General features: G+C 44.5%; 17 protein-coding genes. 9 read left to right on the top strand and 8 right to left on the bottom strand.

Annotation, left to right across the window (positions count from 1 at the left end; genetic code table 11):
• Nucleotides 1-118: 118 nt before the first annotated feature.
• Nucleotides 119-1675 carry a DUF3612 domain-containing protein gene (locus FKN16_RS03180; protein ID WP_104973366.1) on the bottom strand — a complete coding sequence of 519 codons (1557 nt, stop codon included), beginning with the start codon at nt 1673-1675 and terminating at the stop codon, nt 119-121.
• 177 nt (nt 1676-1852) lie between these two features.
• Here FKN16_RS03180 and FKN16_RS03175 point away from each other — a divergent pair, with 177 nt between their 5' ends.
• Nucleotides 1853-2431, top strand: a complete 579-nt coding sequence (locus FKN16_RS03175) for a hypothetical protein (RefSeq protein WP_170901971.1) — start codon at nt 1853-1855, stop codon at nt 2429-2431.
• A 104-nt stretch (nt 2432-2535) separates the two neighbouring features.
• On the opposite strand, the gene FKN16_RS03170 is transcribed toward FKN16_RS03175, so the two are convergent.
• On the bottom strand, nt 2536-3549 hold the full coding sequence (locus tag FKN16_RS03170) for a GGDEF domain-containing protein (protein ID WP_005393654.1): 1014 nt from the start codon (nt 3547-3549) through the stop codon (nt 2536-2538).
• A 367-nt stretch (nt 3550-3916) separates the two neighbouring features.
• On the opposite strand from FKN16_RS03170, the gene FKN16_RS03165 reads away from it, so the two are divergent.
• The 3 genes from FKN16_RS03165 to FKN16_RS03155 are packed head-to-tail and all read left to right on the top strand — an operon-like array spanning nt 3917 to nt 7506.
• Nucleotides 3917-5251: a DASH family cryptochrome gene (locus FKN16_RS03165; protein WP_170901970.1), complete on the top strand. Its 1335-nt coding sequence runs from the start codon at nt 3917-3919 to the stop codon at nt 5249-5251.
• A gap of 3 nt (nt 5252-5254) precedes the next feature.
• Nucleotides 5255-6799: a cryptochrome/photolyase family protein gene (locus FKN16_RS03160; protein WP_170901969.1), complete on the top strand. Its 1545-nt coding sequence runs from the start codon at nt 5255-5257 to the stop codon at nt 6797-6799.
• Complete coding sequence (locus FKN16_RS03155) at nt 6799-7506, top strand: SDR family oxidoreductase (RefSeq protein WP_048624688.1); 708 nt, start codon at nt 6799-6801, stop codon at nt 7504-7506. Before FKN16_RS03160 ends, FKN16_RS03155 begins: the two co-directional genes overlap by 1 nt.
• 71 nt (nt 7507-7577) lie before the next feature.
• Here FKN16_RS03155 and FKN16_RS03150 read toward each other — a convergent pair whose 3' ends face one another.
• On the bottom strand, nt 7578-7724 hold the full coding sequence (locus FKN16_RS03150) for a DUF2256 domain-containing protein (RefSeq protein WP_074189751.1): 147 nt from the start codon (nt 7722-7724) through the stop codon (nt 7578-7580).
• Nucleotides 7725-7775: 51 nt separating this feature from the next.
• Nucleotides 7776-8918, bottom strand: a complete 1143-nt coding sequence (msrB, locus tag FKN16_RS03145; RefSeq protein ID WP_047007986.1) for a peptide-methionine (R)-S-oxide reductase MsrB — start codon at nt 8916-8918, stop codon at nt 7776-7778.
• Nucleotides 8919-9121: 203 nt separating this feature from the next.
• Between msrB and FKN16_RS03140 the strand changes: the two genes are divergently transcribed.
• From FKN16_RS03140 to FKN16_RS03120, 5 genes are all read left to right on the top strand, one after another.
• Nucleotides 9122-9520 (top strand): OsmC family protein, encoded by a 399-nt coding sequence (locus FKN16_RS03140; protein ID WP_005393675.1) that lies wholly within the window; start codon nt 9122-9124, stop codon nt 9518-9520.
• 129 nt (nt 9521-9649) lie between these two features.
• Nucleotides 9650-10204 carry a sugar O-acetyltransferase gene (locus FKN16_RS03135; protein WP_005393677.1) on the top strand — a complete coding sequence of 185 codons (555 nt, stop codon included), beginning with the start codon at nt 9650-9652 and terminating at the stop codon, nt 10202-10204.
• Between the two features lie 87 nt (nt 10205-10291).
• The gene (locus FKN16_RS03130; protein WP_005393681.1) at nt 10292-10525 is read left to right on the top strand and encodes a hypothetical protein; all 234 of its coding nucleotides are present in this window, start codon (nt 10292-10294) and stop codon (nt 10523-10525) included.
• A gap of 1031 nt (nt 10526-11556) precedes the next feature.
• Complete coding sequence (locus FKN16_RS03125; RefSeq protein ID WP_170901968.1) at nt 11557-12426, top strand: hypothetical protein; 870 nt, start codon at nt 11557-11559, stop codon at nt 12424-12426.
• A gap of 31 nt (nt 12427-12457) precedes the next feature.
• Nucleotides 12458-16576 carry a M66 family metalloprotease gene (locus FKN16_RS03120; protein WP_170901967.1) on the top strand — a complete coding sequence of 1373 codons (4119 nt, stop codon included), beginning with the start codon at nt 12458-12460 and terminating at the stop codon, nt 16574-16576.
• 70 nt (nt 16577-16646) lie between these two features.
• Here FKN16_RS03120 and FKN16_RS03115 read toward each other — a convergent pair whose 3' ends face one another.
• From FKN16_RS03115 to FKN16_RS03100, 4 genes are all read right to left on the bottom strand, one after another.
• Nucleotides 16647-16829: a hypothetical protein gene (locus FKN16_RS03115; RefSeq protein WP_005393690.1), complete on the bottom strand. Its 183-nt coding sequence runs from the start codon at nt 16827-16829 to the stop codon at nt 16647-16649.
• A gap of 164 nt (nt 16830-16993) precedes the next feature.
• The gene (locus FKN16_RS03110) at nt 16994-17680 is read right to left on the bottom strand and encodes a YafY family protein (RefSeq protein ID WP_023583886.1); all 687 of its coding nucleotides are present in this window, start codon (nt 17678-17680) and stop codon (nt 16994-16996) included.
• Between the two features lie 47 nt (nt 17681-17727).
• Nucleotides 17728-18042: a hypothetical protein gene (locus FKN16_RS03105; protein WP_029861917.1), complete on the bottom strand. Its 315-nt coding sequence runs from the start codon at nt 18040-18042 to the stop codon at nt 17728-17730.
• 115 nt (nt 18043-18157) lie between these two features.
• Nucleotides 18158-19081: a LysR family transcriptional regulator gene (locus FKN16_RS03100; protein ID WP_005384329.1), complete on the bottom strand. Its 924-nt coding sequence runs from the start codon at nt 19079-19081 to the stop codon at nt 18158-18160.
• Nucleotides 19082-19123: the final 42 nt, after the last annotated feature.

Below are 19123 nucleotides of genomic sequence, written 5' to 3'. Positions count from 1 at the left end.
TCTAGAGTGACCCTTATTAAGCCGAGGGTCACCTAGCCAACTGACGTTGTTAGTGAATACACATTGTTCACAAGTATATACCGCCAATCACGATTATTGTGATTGGCGTTTTTTCTTTCTAGAGACCAATAATATTCACGTTGTCACCTGTCTCATCGGCTTCTCCGCACTTACTGTAACAACTAGGCTGCCTTGGACAAACGGCCCCTCTTGAGCAGATTAGCCTAGCTTGGGTTTGAATACCTCGTTCTATCCAATTGATGTTTAATATCTTAGCGATGGTTGTTAAGTCTTTTTTGATGTGGGGAGGAATGACACTACTTCCGCCGGAAGCGACACAAAGTGACTTCAGCTCTTCCGCAATAGAAACCGCATCACCACCTTGTGCAGAAATCGCAGGGTTTAAATCTATCCCCGCGCACAACACTCGGTTGTTCCCCGCAGGGTCAAATACGTTGACTGATTCACAACAGTAAATACGTGGCTCGTCGCCCACATTCAAAATCGAAATTTGCGCTGAACTGGTATCCAAAGGTTGGGCTAGACGTCTAAATACGGCCCAATGTTGGCAAGGATCGTTCACTTTGCGCATATTGCCCCAAGGAAGCGGGATGCCATTTCCACGATATACCGCTTTCAACTTGCCCGGACCATAGGCATCAAAGTAGTGCCAATGAGGGTACGGAGAAACCACGGTCATACGACGCATCGCAACGGAAGGAGAAACGCCGGCCTTTTTGTGAACATCAATTTCGTAACCGGAACGGTCAAGCAACTGACGAAATGGTACTTTGGGGCAAAGCAAGGCACCAGCAAAAAAGCTGGACTCAAAATCGCGCCAAGCTTGTAGGATATCTTGCGAGTTGAGCTCAGAGTTGGAAACTGGGCTGTCCATTTGCTCCCAGTTGTTTTGATGCCCAATAGACAAAACGTTATTCATTGCATCACTGCTATGGAGCACGCGATGACCGATGTATACCGCCAAGTCATATTTCAATCGGGTTGGGTAGTCACGCATTCGTTTATTGAGATAAATGGTACCAGGTGGCTCCATAAAAGACGTAATCAACTGTTTGGCGCTGACGCCCAGTTCATCAATCACATCCTGTGGTGCTCGGTCTACCCAGCGAATATCCAACCCCATGCTTTTCGCAATATCTATCAGATCTTCTACCGATAGATTCAGGCGTTTCAAGCCGACCTCTTCGGCTGCGCGTTCTAAATCAGGAAAATGGTTTTGATGGTTCTCTTGGTGCGCACGGATCAACAAGTGGGCGAATTGACGTCCAGTAATACCTGTTTGAGACAACATCTCTGGAATCGCGATTTGGAGAATATCATTGGAGAACAAAAAGCTCGGCTCCAATGCCATACCGTTGATACCGCCACGATTCCCTTTGTTGGGGGTAATGGCTTCTAATTCCGGTTCATCATCTAAAAACCACGCAGGATCTTTTTGAAAAACTTCCGCGATTACTTCGAGCATATCAATACTCGGAACGCGTTTTCCGCGCTCTATCATCGAAAGGTAAGATACCGACGGTGCGTACTCAGGATTGATCCTTACACAGCGTGCAGATAAATCCTCCATAGTTAAATGGTTGTTTTTCCTTAGGTTGCGAATTTTCGTACCTAGAAAATGGGACTGACGAATAAGGCTTTTTGACACAGACATTTTGTAAAATTCACATTGTAAAATTTTTGTTGTGAAATTGTAGTCAATATTTCGCTAGTCTACATAATAAGCAGGCAAGGAAATTAACCATCAACTTCACAGAATTGCCTGAAACTTAAACGAAGGAATTAAGTTTTTACTCTAGGACGAGTTTTTTTTAAGTGCGAGGATATGACGATGAATATGCTGAACTTCGATAAAAAAGAGATGCAACAACAACAACGCCCATTTATCGCTGAAGCTGTATTTGCCGTCGAAGCGGTAAGTGCTGAGCAGCAGAGCGAGAAGCAAGTAAAAGCGAAGCAACTACTAGACCGCATGTTCCCATTGGAGAACGGGTCGCACCAAGATGTATCAAGTTACGTAATTGATTACCGCCATGTATTGGCTTACTTCAAAGACGGCACACACAGCGGCCTGGAAAGCCCAAAACACTTTGTGGCGTATACGGGTGAGAAAGAAGATCCAAAATCGATCTTGTTTAAAGACGATTCAGGTAACCACGTAGAAGTGCTATTTGGCTGTCATAAAGGCACCGGTTGTGTGGAGTTGATGGATATTGATGACATTCAACTGGAAACACGCACTACGTTTAATCCTGAACTAACGGGCAATGCGCCGACGGCGATGCGCCACTGGATCAGCCTAATCAAAGGCGACAAAAAAGGTAAGCCGATGGCATGCAGTGAAGATAAAGAATACACTGCGAAAAACGGTGACGACTATATTCTAAGCTACTGCTACAGTGTCGATTAAGATGTGAAGCGCCAGATAAATAGACCCCGCACTCAATAGTGTGGGGTTTTTATTCTATTTCGAAAAAGTCGGTCCTATTAACCAAGCTTACATAACAAATTGATTTAAATGGGCATCACGCGGTTACGACCGAGTTGTTTTGCCTCATAAAGTTGCTTATCGGCTTTATTGACCAGAGCTTCAGGTGTATCACCCACCTCATATTCTGCTACCCCAAAAGAAGCGGTAATGCTGTGAACTTGTGTACCAGAACGCTTATCTCTGATGCGCAGTTTTTCTATCATGCGGCGTAGTGTGTCTGCATATTGGCGAGCAATTCGCAGAGATTTATTGGGCACAATTAAAGCGAACTCTTCACCACCAAAACGATACGCGCATATTCCATCTCGACAGCTTTGTTGTAGTCGACGGGCAATGGCTTTTAGTACCGTATCGCCGAAAAGGTGGCCATAATTGTCGTTAAATGACTTGAAATGGTCGATATCAAGCATGATCAAGGTCATTGCTTGATTTGATGCGATAAGCGAAGACAGATCTTTATCAAAAGCTCGACGGTTGTAAAGGTTGGATAGACCATCAAACAATGCGTCTTGCTGTACTTCAGCCAGCTGATTTTTGAGGCGAGAAATTTCTTCACTCGCATTAGTTAATTGGCTATTCAAAAACTTTGTCGAGTGACGAATTTCGTGTGACTCTGCGACAAGTTGACGAATCACCACCATCACTTCTTCAATACTTAAGCTGTTGTCTTCAACTTTTTCTAGCTTATTAAAACTTTTGTCTACCATTTCAGAAAAGGAAGAAGTATCTGAAAGTGTATCGCTCATCGAGCTGGACACTTCATGCAGCAGAACTTCTACATTGGTTCTAAGATCTTCAAGGCTAGTTTCTGCTTTACTGGCAACATAGTTGTTATAAAGCTGTTTATTGGTTGCAGGCGGGCAGATACCGTAGTTTTCTAACACCGTATCCAACTCAAAGTTGAGTTCAGGAATGGTCTTGTCAACGTAGGTATACCAAAGCGCATAGTTGGCTGGCGTGGCAGCAACATGATTTTTGATCATTAGTGGGACCGCTTTTTTCAAATTAGCGGTCGATTTTTTAAACTCGTCGGTCATTTCTGCGATGGTACTAGCAAAATGGAATTGGACTTAGATTAACGGATATTAACCAATATCGCTTTAATTTTTATCATTTTTGCATGGTTTATATAAAAAATGAGTGATTAAGACCGTTATCAATATCGCCAAATTTTAATTTTATAAAATCTTAGTATGAAACATGTGCAAACGATGTTTTGGTGTTAAGGGCATCTAAGATGACCAGCCAATTGGTTTAGTGAGATTGTCAGTAACCTAATGATCGTAAAGCTCTATTGCCCGTACAACAACGAGTGGAATAAAAGACTTAGCGCTTAGGCTATTTGCAACAAGAACGCGGGACTCCGAGTTTACAAAAAACGAGTTTACAAAAAGAGGGTGCGACTTGGATAAGAAAATAGGACTGTATTGGTTCACTAATGACCTGCGTTTGCATGACAACCCGCTGTTGATAGACGCTTGTGCAGAAATGGATGAGTTAATTTGTTTGTATTGTCGCCCCTCGGTGACACCTTACTTGCAGCATTTTGCGCAGGAGACCTCTTTAGGGCGTGCGAAATTGCAGTTTCTCGAGGCATCGCTTAATGAACTTAATCAATCTTTAGCTAAATTGGGGCAACGATTATGGACGGTTGAACTGACGCCCTATCAAGCGATCAAATATGCCATCAGTCATGTCGGTATCACTCATATTTATGCTGATGCGTTTGCTGGTTCGGATGAGCAACAGGCTCTAGAGCGTGCAATTGAAGGCACTCCCCATGTGAACATCAAACAGCAAGCGATCCGCACTTTGTTGTGCGAAGAACAGTTGCCATTTGAATTAAGGCAACTGCCTGCGACCTTCACGAAATTTAGAAAGCAGGTCGAAGGTTTAGACCTCTCTCAACCTTACGAGAGCGTTCATGCTTTACCGCCAGAACCTTCAGGTATGAATTTTCCTACCGCCACGACATATTACTTTGACACCAAACCAGCATTTGATGGCGGAGAACTGAGCGGTCTTGAACATTGTCGACGCTATTTTGCTTCAAGTTTAGCGAGCGAATATAAACAGACGCGCAATGGGCTTGATGGGGTGGAGTATTCAACTAAATTTTCACCTTGGTTAGCTCATGGTTGCGTCTCTCCTACAATCATTCATGCCATGCTCAAACAATATGAGCGGAAGAACGGAGCAAATGATTCAACCTATTGGATCTATTTCGAGTTGTTGTGGCGGGAATACTTTTATTGGTACGCGAGAAAGTATCAACAGAAGCTGTTTCGATTTGGCGGTATCGCCAACCAGCCACCACTGACCAGTTTTTATGCGCAACGCTTCAAACAGTGGAAGAAAGGCGAGACACCTTTTCCAATAGTTAACGCATGTATGCATCAGCTTAATAAAACGGGTTATATGTCTAATCGAGGGCGCCAACTGGTCGCGAGCTGTCTGGTTCATGAACTCGGACTCGACTGGCGCTACGGTGCTGCTTATTTTGAAACTCAGTTGATTGATTACGATGTCGGCTCTAATTGGGGCAACTGGCAGTATTTGGCTGGTGTTGGCGCTGACCCACGTGGCTCACGTCAGTTTAATCTAGAAAAGCAGACACAAACTTATGATCCAGATTTCTCATTTATCGACAAATGGCAGGGGAGATGCGTAGGCGTACATCTTGATAGTGTCGATATGGTGGATTGGCCGATTGCGCCAAAAAAAGAGAGCGGGAGATAACCAATGCATTACGAGACGGTTCGGCTCATTCTTGGTGACCAACTTAATAGCGAGCATTCGTGGTTTCAACGTGTAGACGACTCGGTGCTTTACCTTGTCGCTGAGTTAAAACAAGAAAATACTTACGTTACGCATCACATTCAAAAGGTGTGTGCTTTTTTCTCTGCGATGGTGAATTTTGCTAACGAGCTGCAGGAAGAAGGGCATCAAGTTTTACACCTCACGTTGGATGACACACAATCTTTCGAGGATCTTGCGCAAGTCTTACAACACTACGTGAGTGAAGTTGGTGCAAGTAAGTTTGAATATCAACGCCCCGACGAATACCGTTTACTAGAGCAGTTAGCCAAACTAAAGCTTGATGGGGTCGTGATGCGCAGCGTCGATTCGGAACACTTTTTGTTACCGTTTGAGGAAATAGAATCGCAGTTTCCCCAAGGTAAACACATCATGATGGAGCACTTTTATCGCCGTATGCGTAAGCGTTTCAACATTTTGATGCAAGACGGTAAGCCTATTGGTGGAAAGTGGAACTACGACGCCAATAACCGAAATAAACTTAAAGCAAAAGACATTGAACAGCTGCCAAAGCCATTAATGTTTAGTCATGACGTCAGTGATATTGCCGAGCGCTTAGGTCGGCACAACATTCAAACCATAGGTAAATTAAATGGTGATTTACTCTGGCCAGTAAGTCGCTCTCAAAGCTTGTCTTTACTCGCGCATTTTTGTCAGGTCTGTTTGCCACTGTTTGGTCGTTTTCAAGACGCCATGACAGGTCAGCACGAGGCTAAATGGAGCTTGTACCACAGCCGGATTTCGTTCTCGCTGAACAGCAAGCTGCTGAATCCACGAGAGGTGATTGACGCTTCACTTAAGGCATTTCATGCCAATGCCGACATCGATATTTCTCAGGTAGAAGGTTTTATTCGTCAGATCTTGGGGTGGCGAGAGTACATCCGAGGCGTTTATTGGGCGAACATGCCTCATTACCCGAAAAAGAATGAACTGGAAGCGAGTAGAAAGCTGCCAGACTTCTTCTGGAACGGCGAAACCAAAATGGCCTGTATGCGAAACGCGATTGGCCAGTCTCTTGATTACGCTTATGCGCACCACATTCAGCGCTTGATGGTAACCGGTAACTTTTGTTTATTAACCGAGCTCGACCCAGACCAAGTGGATGAATGGTATCTCGGTATCTACGTTGATGCGATTGAATGGGTAGAAATGCCCAATACGCGCGGTATGGCACTGTTTGCAGATGGTGGGATTGTTGGTACCAAACCGTATGCGGCGAGTGGCTCTTACATCAACAAAATGAGTGACTACTGTAAGGGTTGCCACTACGACAATAAGGCGAGGAGCGGGGAAGGATCGTGTCCGTTTAACAGCTTGTATTGGCGCTTTATGAACAAGCACGACAAGCGCCTCGCAACCAACCCACGAATCGGGATGATTTTCCGTTCTTGGGACAACATGGAAGAACAGCAACGCCAATCGATATTAGATACCGCTGAGCACTATATGGAAAACTTGGAGAGCTTGTAATGGACATACTGATCGTTGGTGGAAATGGCGGCATTGGATTGGCGATGGTTCAACAAGCGCTAGTTCGCTTTCCTCAAGCTCGCGTGCATGCCACTTATCGTAAGCATCAACCAGACTGGCAACACCCAAATGTAGCTTGGCATCAAGTGGATGTATCGCAGGACGAGCAGGTGACAGCGTTCAGTGAACAAATTGAACATGTTGATTGGTTGGTGAACTGCGTTGGTATGTTGCACACCCAAGATAAAGGTCCTGAGAAAAATCTTAGCTCGCTCGACGCAGACTTTTTTCAGCAAACCATCATGGTTAATACTTTGCCGAGTTTACTGTTGGCGAAATACTTCACGCCCAAGTTAAAACGCAGTACCAACCCCAAGTTTGCGACCATTTCGGCCAAAGTTGGCAGTATTAGTGATAATCACTTAGGCGGTTGGTACAGCTATCGTGCATCGAAAGCCGCGTTAAATATGTTCCTCAAAACCATGTCGATTGAATGGCGGAGAATGGTCAAACACGGGACTGTACTCGCTCTTCACCCAGGCACAACAGATACGGCTTTGTCGGCACCTTTTCAAGCGAATGTACCTGAAGGAAAGCTGTTTAGCCCAGAGCGTGTCGCGCGAGACTTATGGGGATTGATTGACAAAGCAACCCCGCAGGATAGCGGGGCATTTTGGGCTTATGATGGTGCCTTGTTACCTTGGTGAAGCGCTGCTTGGTCTGAGCCACGTTACCTTGGAAAATAAGGCTAGCAGTGCGACATAAAGTTTTTGTGGTTCTAACTTTTGACTGATTTGTTTCTTCGGCAGCGCTCAGAACAGTAAACGACTTCGTCCCAATTTCTTGCCCATTTCTTTCTCCAAGAAAATGGGCGATGGCAAACAGAGCAGATTTTGGTTGGTAATTGTGTTTTAAAACCTTTCATCTGGTCCTCCCCATTCGCCATCGTATGCCATTGAAGTTGAATGAATACGAACTATTTATCAAAGAGATACAGATACTCTTCATACCCCTGCGTTTTCATTTCACTTACAGGTACAAATTTCATTGCCGCAGAGTTCATGCAGTAGCGTAATCCTGTTGGCTTCGGACCGTCTTTAAAAACATGACCAAGGTGAGAATCACCAAACTTACTGCGAACTTCCGTTCTTGGATAAATCAGCTTGTAATCGGTTTTTTCAACGATGTAACCTGGGTTGATTGGCTTAGTGAAACTTGGCCAACCCGTCCCCGATTTGTATTTATCGGTAGAAGAAAACAACGGCTCACCAGTTACGATATCAACGTAAATCCCCGCTTCTTTGTTGTCCCAATATTCGTTGTCGAACGGACGTTCGGTGCCTTCTTCTTGTGTTACGTAGTATTGCAACTCCGTTAAGTTTGATTTGATCTCGGACTTAGCAGGCTTACTGTACTCTTTCACTTTTGATAGCAACTTTTTTTCTTCGATCAACTGACGAAGCGTTTTTGGGGTCTCTTTACGATCATCACCAAATACTTCATCCAAGTATTTATCTCGACCAGACGCATAGCGGTAATACTTATACTTTAAGCTGCTCTTTTTGTAGTAGTCTTGGTGATACTCTTCTGCGGGATAAAACTTTTCAAACTCGATCAATTCTGTTTTCAACGGCTTTGGATAGATCATCGCCTTGTCGATTTCCATTATAAACTGTTCTGCGATCTGCTTTTGTTCAGCGTTATGATAGAAAATAGCAGGGCGATACTGTGGGCCACGGTCGACAAAAGAGCCTTTATCGTCAGTAGGATCGATATGACGGAAAAAGTAGTCCAACACTTGCTCGTAACTAACCACTTTAGGATCGTACTTAACTTCGATCACTTCTATGTGACCTGATTTACCTGATGAAACTTGGCGATAAGTTGGGTTTTCAACATGACCACCAGAATAGCCTGATACGACATCGACTACGCCAGTCAACTGCTCCAAATCAGATTCTGTACACCAGAAACAGCCGCCAGCTAGTGTGGCGATTTCTGCATTCTCTGAAGCCTTCATCTTATCCATCGTATCGGCGGTGCCTGTTTTACTCAAAAGTAGAAACAAGACAGGAAGTGCGAAAGAGAATCCGACCAATAACTTAGATATATTCTTCATAGCTACCTCAACGTTGTTTTCCGTAGAAAGTGTGACTGAAATAAAAAGTGTTACGTATAGAGAAAGGCAACCGAGCGAAAAAATTACAGCAATGTTGAAAATTCCGTTGCCCTTTTATGCGAGAAAGCTAAAGTATCGACACGAAATACACCGCTTGATAGGGCAACGATGTCTTCAACGAGCGATGCTAAATGAGGTAAATCATGCAAGCAGAAGTTAAATGGGTAGAAGATTTTAAATTCCTTGGGCAATCTCAGTCGGGTCACTCCGTAGTGATGGATGGCAATGGCGGTGCAACGGCACCAAGCCCAATGGAAATGGTACTAATGGCCGCTGGTGGCTGTAGCTCTGTCGATGTTGTCGACGGTTTGAAAACGGCAGGACAAAAGGTCTTGTCTGTTAATGCCAAGCTAACCACAGAGCGTCGTGAAACCGCACCACGTATCTTTACGCAAGTGAATATCCACTTTGAAGTTTCAGGTGACGAGCTTGACCCAGAAGTCGTAGCAAAAGTGGCGGCTGACTCGCTAGAAAAATACTGCTCGGTTTGCTTAATGCTAGGTGAAGGTGTTGAGATGACCCACAGCTGGGAAATCGTGTAAGTCGACAGACTCCACAAAATATAAAAACAGGAAAGAGAAAAGTGCAGGCTTTTCTCTTTTTTTATTCCGCAATTCACGTACCGTGTGATTAATCTGAAAGTAGTAATTGCAGGTTTTAGGAGTCTCCCAGTGACAGAACTCGAAAAAATGATGTCTGGTCAAATCTTTGATGGCATGGACAAAGAAATTGACGCCATTAGAAGTCATGCTCTTCAAGCACTTAGAGCGCTCAATAACAATACCGACGAAAGTCAGCGCGACGAATTACAAAAACAGCTGTTTGGCAAAGCGGGTCTTTGCATTGTTCAAGCCCCTTTCCATTGCGAGTTCGGTAAAACCATCGAAATCGGCGAAGAAACCTTTATCAACATGAATGTGGTCATGCTTGATGGCGCTAAAATTACCATCGGGAACCACGTGCTAATCGGTCCAAGCGTGCAATTGTATACGGCTTCTCATTCTGTTGATTACCGAAGTCGCCGACGTTGGGAGACGTTTTGTAAACCTATCACGATTGAAGATGATGTGTGGATTGGTGGTAACTCCGTCATTAACCAAGGTGTAACGATTGGTGCTCGCTCGGTGATTGCGGCGAACTCGGTCGTCAACCATGATGTGCCGCCAGATTGTCTATACGGAGGCACACCTGCTAAGTTGATTCGTCGTCTCAACGAAGAAGAGTAAGAATCGATAGTGATGGTATGATGACTCGCTTTACAGGCATAAGAGAATCATGCCATCAGAAAGGGATAATTCGCCAAGGAGTCTAAGATGTCGAACAAGACAGAAGTCCTCATGTGCCCGACATGTGGGGTAGAAACGCATCATGTAGTGGTGTTAGTCAGAAAGAAAAGTGGCTTTGAAGGCGATAAAAATCGCAACAAGAAAGAGTTCATCGCTGGATTTCTCAAAAGTGTAGTGTTCGGCGCCTTCCTTGCTTCTATGGATGAATTTGAACGTCACTTGATCTGCGAAAACTGTGGTCATAAAACCATTCAACAGTAACTGATAGTCTTTCTTTCTCTGCATAAGCTCATAAGTGCGGTTTGAAGCACTGGTTATTCAAATCGCATTATCCTCTTTTAGTGCTTTTGCTCTTCTTATGTTCCTTTCTCAAAAATGAGTCACACCAGTACACATTTTAACCACTTGGATACAGGTAAATCACTGCTATGTATAATAAATTTGGTGGGAAATACGTGTTTCAGCTCGATGTTTAACCTCTGTTCTATCGACACGTTTTGGGTCCGTAAACACTTAAATTTCGTTTGCTTTATGTTATATACAGTGCGGTTTTGTGAAATTGGTCACATTAATGTTTAATTTATAAAAAAACATTTAATGAATAGTAATTCACAAATATGCTGACCGTATGTGCTATTTAGTTTTGACTTATCCTTTGAGTATTCACTTGGTGAATGCTTTGTTGGTTTTAGATTGACTGAAAGTTTGATTTTCTATTCAAACTTGTGAAGGGTTGAATGGATATATTAGAAAACATGAATTTGATCTTGTTTCTATCTTTTGTTTTAAATGCGAAATTCATTATTAACAACGGATGGTTTTGATGATTTCTCTTATGTGTATCCCACCAATTTTAGAAATTGAAAATTAAACTTTCTCAATACAATAACGACTAAAATTAAACGGAATGATGTTCTTATATTTTTTTGTATTTTAACTTTTACATTTTCACTCATTCATTTTAACTGTTTTTGTTGATTTTAAGTTGTTGATAATAATTGTCTTTTAACTTTTATTTTAATGGCGTTGCTTTGCTGCTTCTTTAATGTTGTGGTGAGTGGTTTTATTTATAAAAAGTCATTTTAAAGTACGTTTTTAAGCAAAGTAGAACGCGACAATACTCAGATAAATAGTATTAAAAAATTAAATAAGGATTTAACCATAAGAGTAATTTTATGGTTGATAGGTTTATTGGGGTTGATTATCTGAATTTTTATGGAATTTCATCCCAATAATCTGTTTGTCTTTAAGTTTATTCTAATAAACTTAATTCTCATGGAAGTTTCAAAAACATGCAGCACACAACAAAGTGGATGATGACGCCGCTTGCAATGTTGTTGGGTACGCTGTTTTCAGCGCCATCATTCGCGGTGGAAACAAGTGTAATTGATAGCACTAGCACGCCTGAATCTACACAAAATGAAGGAGATGCGTCCTGTATTGTTTGTAAGTTTAGTGGGGCCGTTTACCTATCTTACGATACAAACATTTACGATAAAGACGACTACCGTTCTGTCCGCAATTTCTCGTGGGGAGGCGATCTCGTTTATTCCTTTTCGAGCGACACAAAAGCCTATTTTTCTACGGGTGGCTATCGTGCCCTAGAAGATGAAGTCGGCACCTACGCGACAGATTCGGTGTTGGGCTTGCAATACACGAACCTATATCGCTTTGGAGATACAGGGAAAATCGGCGTTGCGGGTCAGCTCACCATTCCAACTTCAGAAACATCTCGTAAAGATGAACTGCACACCGCGGTTCGTTTAGATGTGCCGATCTCTTTTTCAGCTTGGAGCGTCGATTTTTCGGTTTCGCCAAGACTGAGAAAAAATTTCCACGAATACAAAACCATGGGGGGACGCTCGCTGACTGAGTGGACTTACTCATTGCTTGCTGTTGCGGAAAAGTCGTGGGAATCGTTCGCAGTGGGGATCACGGCGTTAGGTGGTAACAGCATCAGTTATCAAGGTACGCGCAGAAGCAGTTGGCAGTATGAAGGGGCGTTGTACGGCACATACGAGTTTGATGAAAGCTGGTCATTGCTACTCGCGGCGTCATCAACGGGTTTCTATCAAGATGCAGAGCGAGGCACCTTGGGCAACATCGATTTGTTGGACCAAGAGAAAGCGTCTTACATCGCGACAGTGACTTACTCCTTCTAGGAAAATAACAACAATTAAGGATATCCAAATAATGTTTAAAAAATTGACTCTGGTGTCAGCAATAACGGCCGCACTTGTAGGCTGTGGCGCAGATGATCAGGCGTATGACTATGTCGAAAGAGATGCAAAAGAAGTCGCAGTAAAAGATCTTAAAGACGGTCGTTGGTTTTACGTTCCGACGACTGGTGCCGCGCCACGCTTTGCTCTGAACCAATTCCCATTCTTGCAAGGTTCACCTCGTTACGTTGAGCTTTGTTTTACCAAAGAAGGTCTGGAAGTTCGCAGTTACGATAAAAACTACCCAGACGCGCATCTAAGCAAAGATGCCAATAATTACTGCGGTGAAGAGAAATTTGTCGCAGACGACGACGGCGTTAACTTCGCACAAGTGCTGACGATTCCGGGTGACTTTGCTGCGTATCGCTGTCAAGAAGACGCGCATGGTGATTGCACCAACAAAGAAGAAACCAACGAAGACGCAAGCTTAAACTACAAGAAGAAAACTCACTTCACTCCTCGTCCTGAAGATCTCGAAATTGCAGAATTCAATATGGAAGATCTGTATGGCATTACCGAGGGCATTGATGAAATTGGCACACCACGATTGATCTCGTGGGACTTTGACCCTAAAAACGGTCTTCTCAATTTCGAACTAGAGCGCACGTTCCGTATCGATTTAGATAATATTTCCGACTACATCAACTTTGCAACGAAAGCGAGCTTGGATGAAGCGCTTGTTGATGGCGCGTTTAAATCTCGTTTCTACTACTCGTTAGTGCACGAAAGTGAAGTGGCAACCGAAGGTTACCAACCGATCTTGTACCCAGTGGGTGATGAGAACGACATTGGTTTCTTCACCACGTCGACGAAAAAGCTTAACCCAGTCACGAATAAATACGACCGTGATGTGGTTTACCTCAATCGTTTCAACCCGAATCAAGGTTCTATCAAATACTACTTGAGCGATAACTTCTTTGAAGAGAAGAACAAGTTGTTCTTGGATGCAACGCTGCAATCGATCGACAAGATGAACCAAGCGCTGAATGTATTTGGGGCGGATACAGGCAAGCCTGAAATCGAGATTGTGAACAAAACCAAAGCGGCTGGTATTCACCCAGGAGATCTGCGTTACAACGTGATTAATCTGATTGACGAGCCTCTAGCGAACGGTCTGCTTGGCTACGGCCCGTCGGTTTCTAACCCGATGACGGGGGAAATCATCAAAGGCCACGTGAACCAATACGCAGGCGTTGCAAGAACGGGTGTACCTTTCTATTGGGATAACTTGGCGCGATTCTACAATCGTAATCAGCTGGACTTAGATGGATTGGATCCACTGCCGACTAATAGTGAAACGGTGAAAACAGAGGTCGAGGATAGAGTTGAAGCCCTCTCGACAATGGCAGCAATGGCGAGCCTGAAATCGGATGAAAACATTTATGCGCCTTTCGTATCAAAAGAAGACATCGTTTCTGGCAAGGCGGCGACAAAGAGCCCAACTCAGCTAATGAAAAACTTCAATGATGATATGGAGTTTGAAAAGGTGGTTGAAGCTGAAGAGAACCGTTTGTCTTTCTGGGCAGAGAACAACGTCTATCCAATTGAAGCGTCGTGGGTTTCTTCAACTAACAAGGCCATGTTGGACAACTTGAAGTTGGACGACGAGCGTTACTTTGAGATCAAACTTGATGACGCAGGTAACGAAGTATCGCGTCAGCTTAAGCGTTGGAAATACCTGCCAAAAGAGTTGCAAGTGAAAGCCGCTGATGCGATTACGGTTGCGACTTACAGCAATACGCTTGTTCACGAGCTTGGCCACAACATGGGTCTGCGCCATAACTTTAAAGGCTCAAATGACAAAGCGAACTACTACACGCTAGAGCAAGCGCATCAACTTGGTTTGAACAACATTCCTGCTTACAGTTCGACGATGGACTACGCGCCAAGCATGTTGGATGAAACGCCAACTTGGGGTCTGTACGACATTGCGGCCTTTAAGTTTGGTTATGGTCGTAAAGTCGAGACGATTCAAGATTCTTCAGGTTCAGCTCCCGCGCCTGTTGCGAAACCGGCAGACAGTGCGAGCGATGAAGACAAAGCGGCATACGCTCGTTACCTCGCTGATCAGCAAGCCTACCAACAAAGCTTTGCATACAAGTTTGGCAACAATCCAGACAATACATCGCTGATGGTGTGTTCTGAAGTGAAGGCACTAACGGGGAACGAGAAAGGCAAATCACTCTACAACTGTGACTTCAGCCGATTCGATACCGCTGCGTTGTCTGATGATCCTGAACTGAATGCGAAAACTCGTTATGGCGCACTTTACTACCTAGATAAAGTGAATGAAATTGAGCGTAAGTCTTACGATTTCTGTACCGATGGGAACGTTTCTCTAAACAGCGACTGTAACCGTTTTGACGAAGGTACAAACCTAGAAGAAATTGTTTCTTACGAGTGGCAGAACTATCTCGATAGCTATGATCGACGCAACTTGGAGTTATATGGGACGACGGGATTATTCTCGTCCGATTATCCTGGTTACTTAGTGCGCCGTTACATGGAAATGAGCGCTATCCGTGACAAGATGGAAGATCTTGAGCGCATCGATAACCTGTACACCAATCTGGGTTACACTTCGTCAACGGATAAGCCGGGTGACTTTTTATTGCGCCTTGCTTCAAATCCTCAATACTGTAGCGAAGGTAAAGCCGATAACTCATGGTTCTGTGATTACGCGAATGGGGCGAAAAAATCCGCGGCGTTCTTCCTTGATATCTTGCGCACACCAGAGCATCAATGTGTGATAGAAAATGCGGCAGGCAACCAAAAAGTGATTTCTTTTGGTCAACTGTTAGACAACAACTCACACCAAATTCCGGCTGATTACGATCTTTCAACAGCCAGCTGTTTTGATGATTTGGCAGCACGCTTTATCGAAGATTCAGATGAGGGCTATATAGCTGTTGCGGAAACTGCGAATGGACGCTTCCTAAACTCGATTGGTAGCTTTGACCCGGATTACCCTTGGTCAAATGCGGTGTCTGTGTTGGGTAACTGGCCAGATAAAGCGTTGGCGAGCCACTTCTTAGCACGTCGATTCTCGAACCGTTTTACCGACGAGGTGAGCTTTGCATCGCTGCTTGATATCCCTGGGGTGCAAGCTGAATACGAAGACATCATGGGCAACATCGTGGCAAATGATGCGTTAAATACGCCAGTTAAATTGGTGGGTAAAGACGATAAGGAATACACCAATCTAAAAGGTGTTACCGTGAACCTACACATCACTGAGCAAATGGAGTCCCTACCACCAATGCCTCGTGGTATTGCAAGATTCCTTGATATTGGTGCAGAAGGTCGCGGACGTGTTGGCGATGTCATCTTGAGAATGGGTGTGAACCAAATGAAGTCTTACGATTATACAGTGAAGACTCGTGGTCAATCTCAGTTTGATACGTTTACGAAGCAGCAAGACCGTTACGGTATCATCGCGGGTGACAAGGTTGAGTTTGTTATCGACGGCGAGAAGTTTGTGGCAACAAAAGCAAACAAGCTGGCTTACGACTACGCAAATCAACTGGTGACGTCCAAAGGTTACGATCTAAAAACGTACCTAGATAGCTATGAGCCTGCAACACTAAACAAGGTTGCAGAGAGCATCGATAGCGCTTGGGGGCCATTCCGAACAGCGATTGTCCCAGCGTTCCACGATCCTGTATTGCTGCTGGATGCGCCAATGGTCAACGCAATGAAGCGAACCATTAATGCGGATATCGCGGCAGGTATGCTGTCGTTTAGCCAGTCTTTCATCAACTTTACGACAGCGAATGTGACTTCGGGTGATTTGGTCATCGATGCAACTTCGGGCACATTGAGCTACAAAGGTGGTAAAGCGCACGATGAGCTGAAAGCGTTCGAAGCTTACACTGATGCGATGCTTTTGATTTACAACGATCACGCCGAAGACATGATGTTCGCGGTCGACAATGTGTACGCAGGGTACATGGCGTCTTCAGATGCTGACAAAGAACTTTGGCTGAAAGATCTCAATATGATTCAAGCGTATTTGCGTGGTGATATCGGCGCTGTGGCTGGTGATTACTACAAGATGCTTGATCGCCTACCAACTGCAGTGAGTTTCCAGTAAATAACTCTTAATTCACTCATACAAAGGCCTGCAGCAATGCAGGCCTTTTTCGTCATAGGACTGATGGAATTTAGGAGTGAAAGATGATCTGTCCGTCTTCTGTCATCACAAGTGTCGCTTTGCTTTGTTCGATAAGTTGGGCAGCATAAGAAGGGGTAACGGCCTGCATATCACCTTTAGATCGAAGAGTTAAAGATTCCCACGCTTGATCTCGATATTTCCCAGCTTGGGTGTATTGAATCAGTACTTTCATAGCTTCACGCTCCGGTGTGGTTGACGTGCTACTTAAGTTAACGATCTTAGGTTGGTTGCGCATCTGTTAAAAATGAAACATTAGTTTAACCAAATGTACCTTTCCAAATATCGCGCATTGAGCAGAGCAATTTAGAATCCTTGTGATGGAAGGATGAAAAACACTCAATCTTTCGATTCATACTGCGCAATATAATGTTTGAGAGATTTGGTTTCCGCACTCTGAAACTCTTCATCGTGCATACGCAGTGCTTGGATACGGTCGAGGCGGAACTGGCGGTAGTCATCGCGCAATTCGCACCAGGCGACCAGCGTCCAGACTTTGCCCCAAAAGAACTGGCCTAACGGTTGGATTTTTCTCTCGGTCACTTGTCCGTTTTCATCTTGATAATCCAAACTGACCTTAAACTGATGATCAATAGCGTGGCGCAGAAGCTGCCCTCGTTTGGCAGTCTCGGATTGGGTATGATAATCGGGCACAATCAGCGGACAATCTTCCACTTGTTGTTTGAGCTTATCGGGCAATACCGAAAGTATTTTGGTGGACGCAGAGTGAGACGCTTCGGCAAGTTCGGCATCCGACCAGGCTCGAACCATCCGCATACCCAGTTCAAGCGCCATCATCTCTTTTTCTGAGAACATCAAAGGCGGCAGATGAGAGCCAGCTTGCAACAGGTAGCCGACACCTGCTTCACCTTGAATAGGAACACCAGAACTGAGCAACGACTGAATATCGCGATAAATCGTACGTTCGCTGACTTCCATTCTTTCTGCGAGCTCTTTCGCTGTCACGGCGTAACGCTTTGCGCGCAAAAGCGTCAGTAGCTCAAACAGTCGTTCTGATTTGCTCATGATGTTCCTTATCTAGACCTACTGGTTGTTAGTAGTAGTGTGGCTGATTACTTCTCTAGCTCACTGCACATTTTTAAGTTGTGATGTTTAAGCTCGAAGCTTTCGCAGTCAATCATTGATAACAGAGGCTGAAATTCAGCGGCTTGCTTAAGCTGTTTTCCCGCCTGTTTTGCATCGTCCATTGAACGCCAGTAAATGATGTCTGTCCACACATCGTCCGTCGCTTCGTGACTGAGTGAGCGATACAAAAAGCCTGGCAGATTCTTCACAAACGTTTGTGACTGTTTGGCAGCGGCGATCACGTCTTGCTCTGTTGTGCCTGCGGTTAGACGAAATTGCACAGTTTCGATAACGGTTTCCATATTGTGATTCCTTATTGGTTTTGGCGGATTGCCTGTTGAGTTCCAAATAAGGTTACGCGGATGGAATGTCAGAACATGTCAGTAGTGAACTCTCACTCACTTATCATCAATATGGTTATTTTTCTGGGCTGTTGTAACGATCCCAGTAAGGTAAATCTGTGCCGAGTTTTTCGCTGATAAAATCGATAAAGGCTCTTACTTTCAACGGCATGTGCTTGCGCTCAGGGAACACCGCATAAATGGCGTGTTCTGGTAGAGAATACTCTTCCATCACCGGTTTTAGATTTCCTGCGGCAAAGTCTCTTCCTGCAATAAACGTCGGCAGTTGCGCAATGCCCGAACCTCTCAACAGCAACTGGCGAATGGCTTCGCTGTTATTGACGATAAAGTTTCCTTTTGGAAGCACCTTGTATTCGCTGCCATTGTTGATGAACATCCATTCGACGCCGCCACGGAAATAGGAATAACGCAGGCAGTTGTGACTGACTAAATCACTTGGTTTTTGTGGTGTTCCAAACTCCGCTAAGTAATCTGGCGAGGCACAAAGCACACTTTTACAAGGGGCGAGACGTTTTGCGATTAGATTGGAAGAGGTGAGTTCACCAATACGGATCCCCAAATCAAAACCGTCTTTAACTAAATCGACCATTTTGTCTTCGAGGTTTAAATCCACTTCAATTTTCGGGTAACGAGCGAGAAACTCGCTGATCAAAGGCGCGATATGCAGCACACCGAAAGACATCGGCACGGTAATTTTGAGCCGACCTTGTGGAGAGCCTTGCAGTTCCGATACCGCGTCCACGCCTTGCTGGGCCAGATTGAGCGCTTGAGAAGCGTACTCAAAATAGCGTTCTCCCGCTTCGGTCAGGCTCAGCTTACGCGTGGTTCGGTTAAGGAGACGAATACCCAAATCGTCTTCTAGTTGGTTGATGCGTTTGCTTATCGCCGATTTCGTCAGATTCAGCTGTTTGGCCGCAAGGGAAAAGCTGCCGCATTCGACAACAGCAACAAAAACGGGCAGGGAGGCAATCGCGTTCACATCAATCTCCTATCATCGTGAAGCATTTATTGTTGAGCACAA

Source organism: Vibrio sp. 11-4(1) (assembly GCF_013048625.1).
GTDB classification, from domain to species: domain Bacteria; phylum Pseudomonadota; class Gammaproteobacteria; order Enterobacterales; family Vibrionaceae; genus Vibrio; species Vibrio diabolicus.
This window is presented reverse-complemented; position numbering and strand designations above follow the sequence as displayed.

Bases quoted from the DNA above. Each gene is read 5' to 3' on its own strand.
- FKN16_RS03180 (WP_104973366.1), bottom strand. From the start codon at position 1,675: ATGTCTGTGTCAAAAAGCCTTATTCGTCAGTCCCATTTTCTAGGTACG.
- FKN16_RS03175 (WP_170901971.1), top strand. From the start codon at position 1,853: ATGAATATGCTGAACTTCGATAAAAAAGAGATGCAACAACAACAACGC.
- FKN16_RS03170 (WP_005393654.1), bottom strand. From the start codon at position 3,549: ATGACCGACGAGTTTAAAAAATCGACCGCTAATTTGAAAAAAGCGGTC.
- FKN16_RS03160 (WP_170901969.1), top strand. From the start codon at position 5,255: ATGCATTACGAGACGGTTCGGCTCATTCTTGGTGACCAACTTAATAGC.
- FKN16_RS03155 (WP_048624688.1), top strand. From the start codon at position 6,799: ATGGACATACTGATCGTTGGTGGAAATGGCGGCATTGGATTGGCGATG.
- FKN16_RS03150 (WP_074189751.1), bottom strand. From the start codon at position 7,724: ATGAAAGGTTTTAAAACACAATTACCAACCAAAATCTGCTCTGTTTGC.
- msrB (WP_047007986.1), bottom strand. From the start codon at position 8,918: ATGAAGAATATATCTAAGTTATTGGTCGGATTCTCTTTCGCACTTCCT.
- FKN16_RS03140 (WP_005393675.1), top strand. From the start codon at position 9,122: ATGCAAGCAGAAGTTAAATGGGTAGAAGATTTTAAATTCCTTGGGCAA.
- FKN16_RS03130 (WP_005393681.1), top strand. From the start codon at position 10,292: ATGTCGAACAAGACAGAAGTCCTCATGTGCCCGACATGTGGGGTAGAA.
- FKN16_RS03125 (WP_170901968.1), top strand. From the start codon at position 11,557: ATGCAGCACACAACAAAGTGGATGATGACGCCGCTTGCAATGTTGTTG.
- FKN16_RS03120 (WP_170901967.1), top strand. From the start codon at position 12,458: ATGTTTAAAAAATTGACTCTGGTGTCAGCAATAACGGCCGCACTTGTA.
- FKN16_RS03115 (WP_005393690.1), bottom strand. From the start codon at position 16,829: ATGAAAGTACTGATTCAATACACCCAAGCTGGGAAATATCGAGATCAA.
- FKN16_RS03110 (WP_023583886.1), bottom strand. From the start codon at position 17,680: ATGAGCAAATCAGAACGACTGTTTGAGCTACTGACGCTTTTGCGCGCA.
- FKN16_RS03105 (WP_029861917.1), bottom strand. From the start codon at position 18,042: ATGGAAACCGTTATCGAAACTGTGCAATTTCGTCTAACCGCAGGCACA.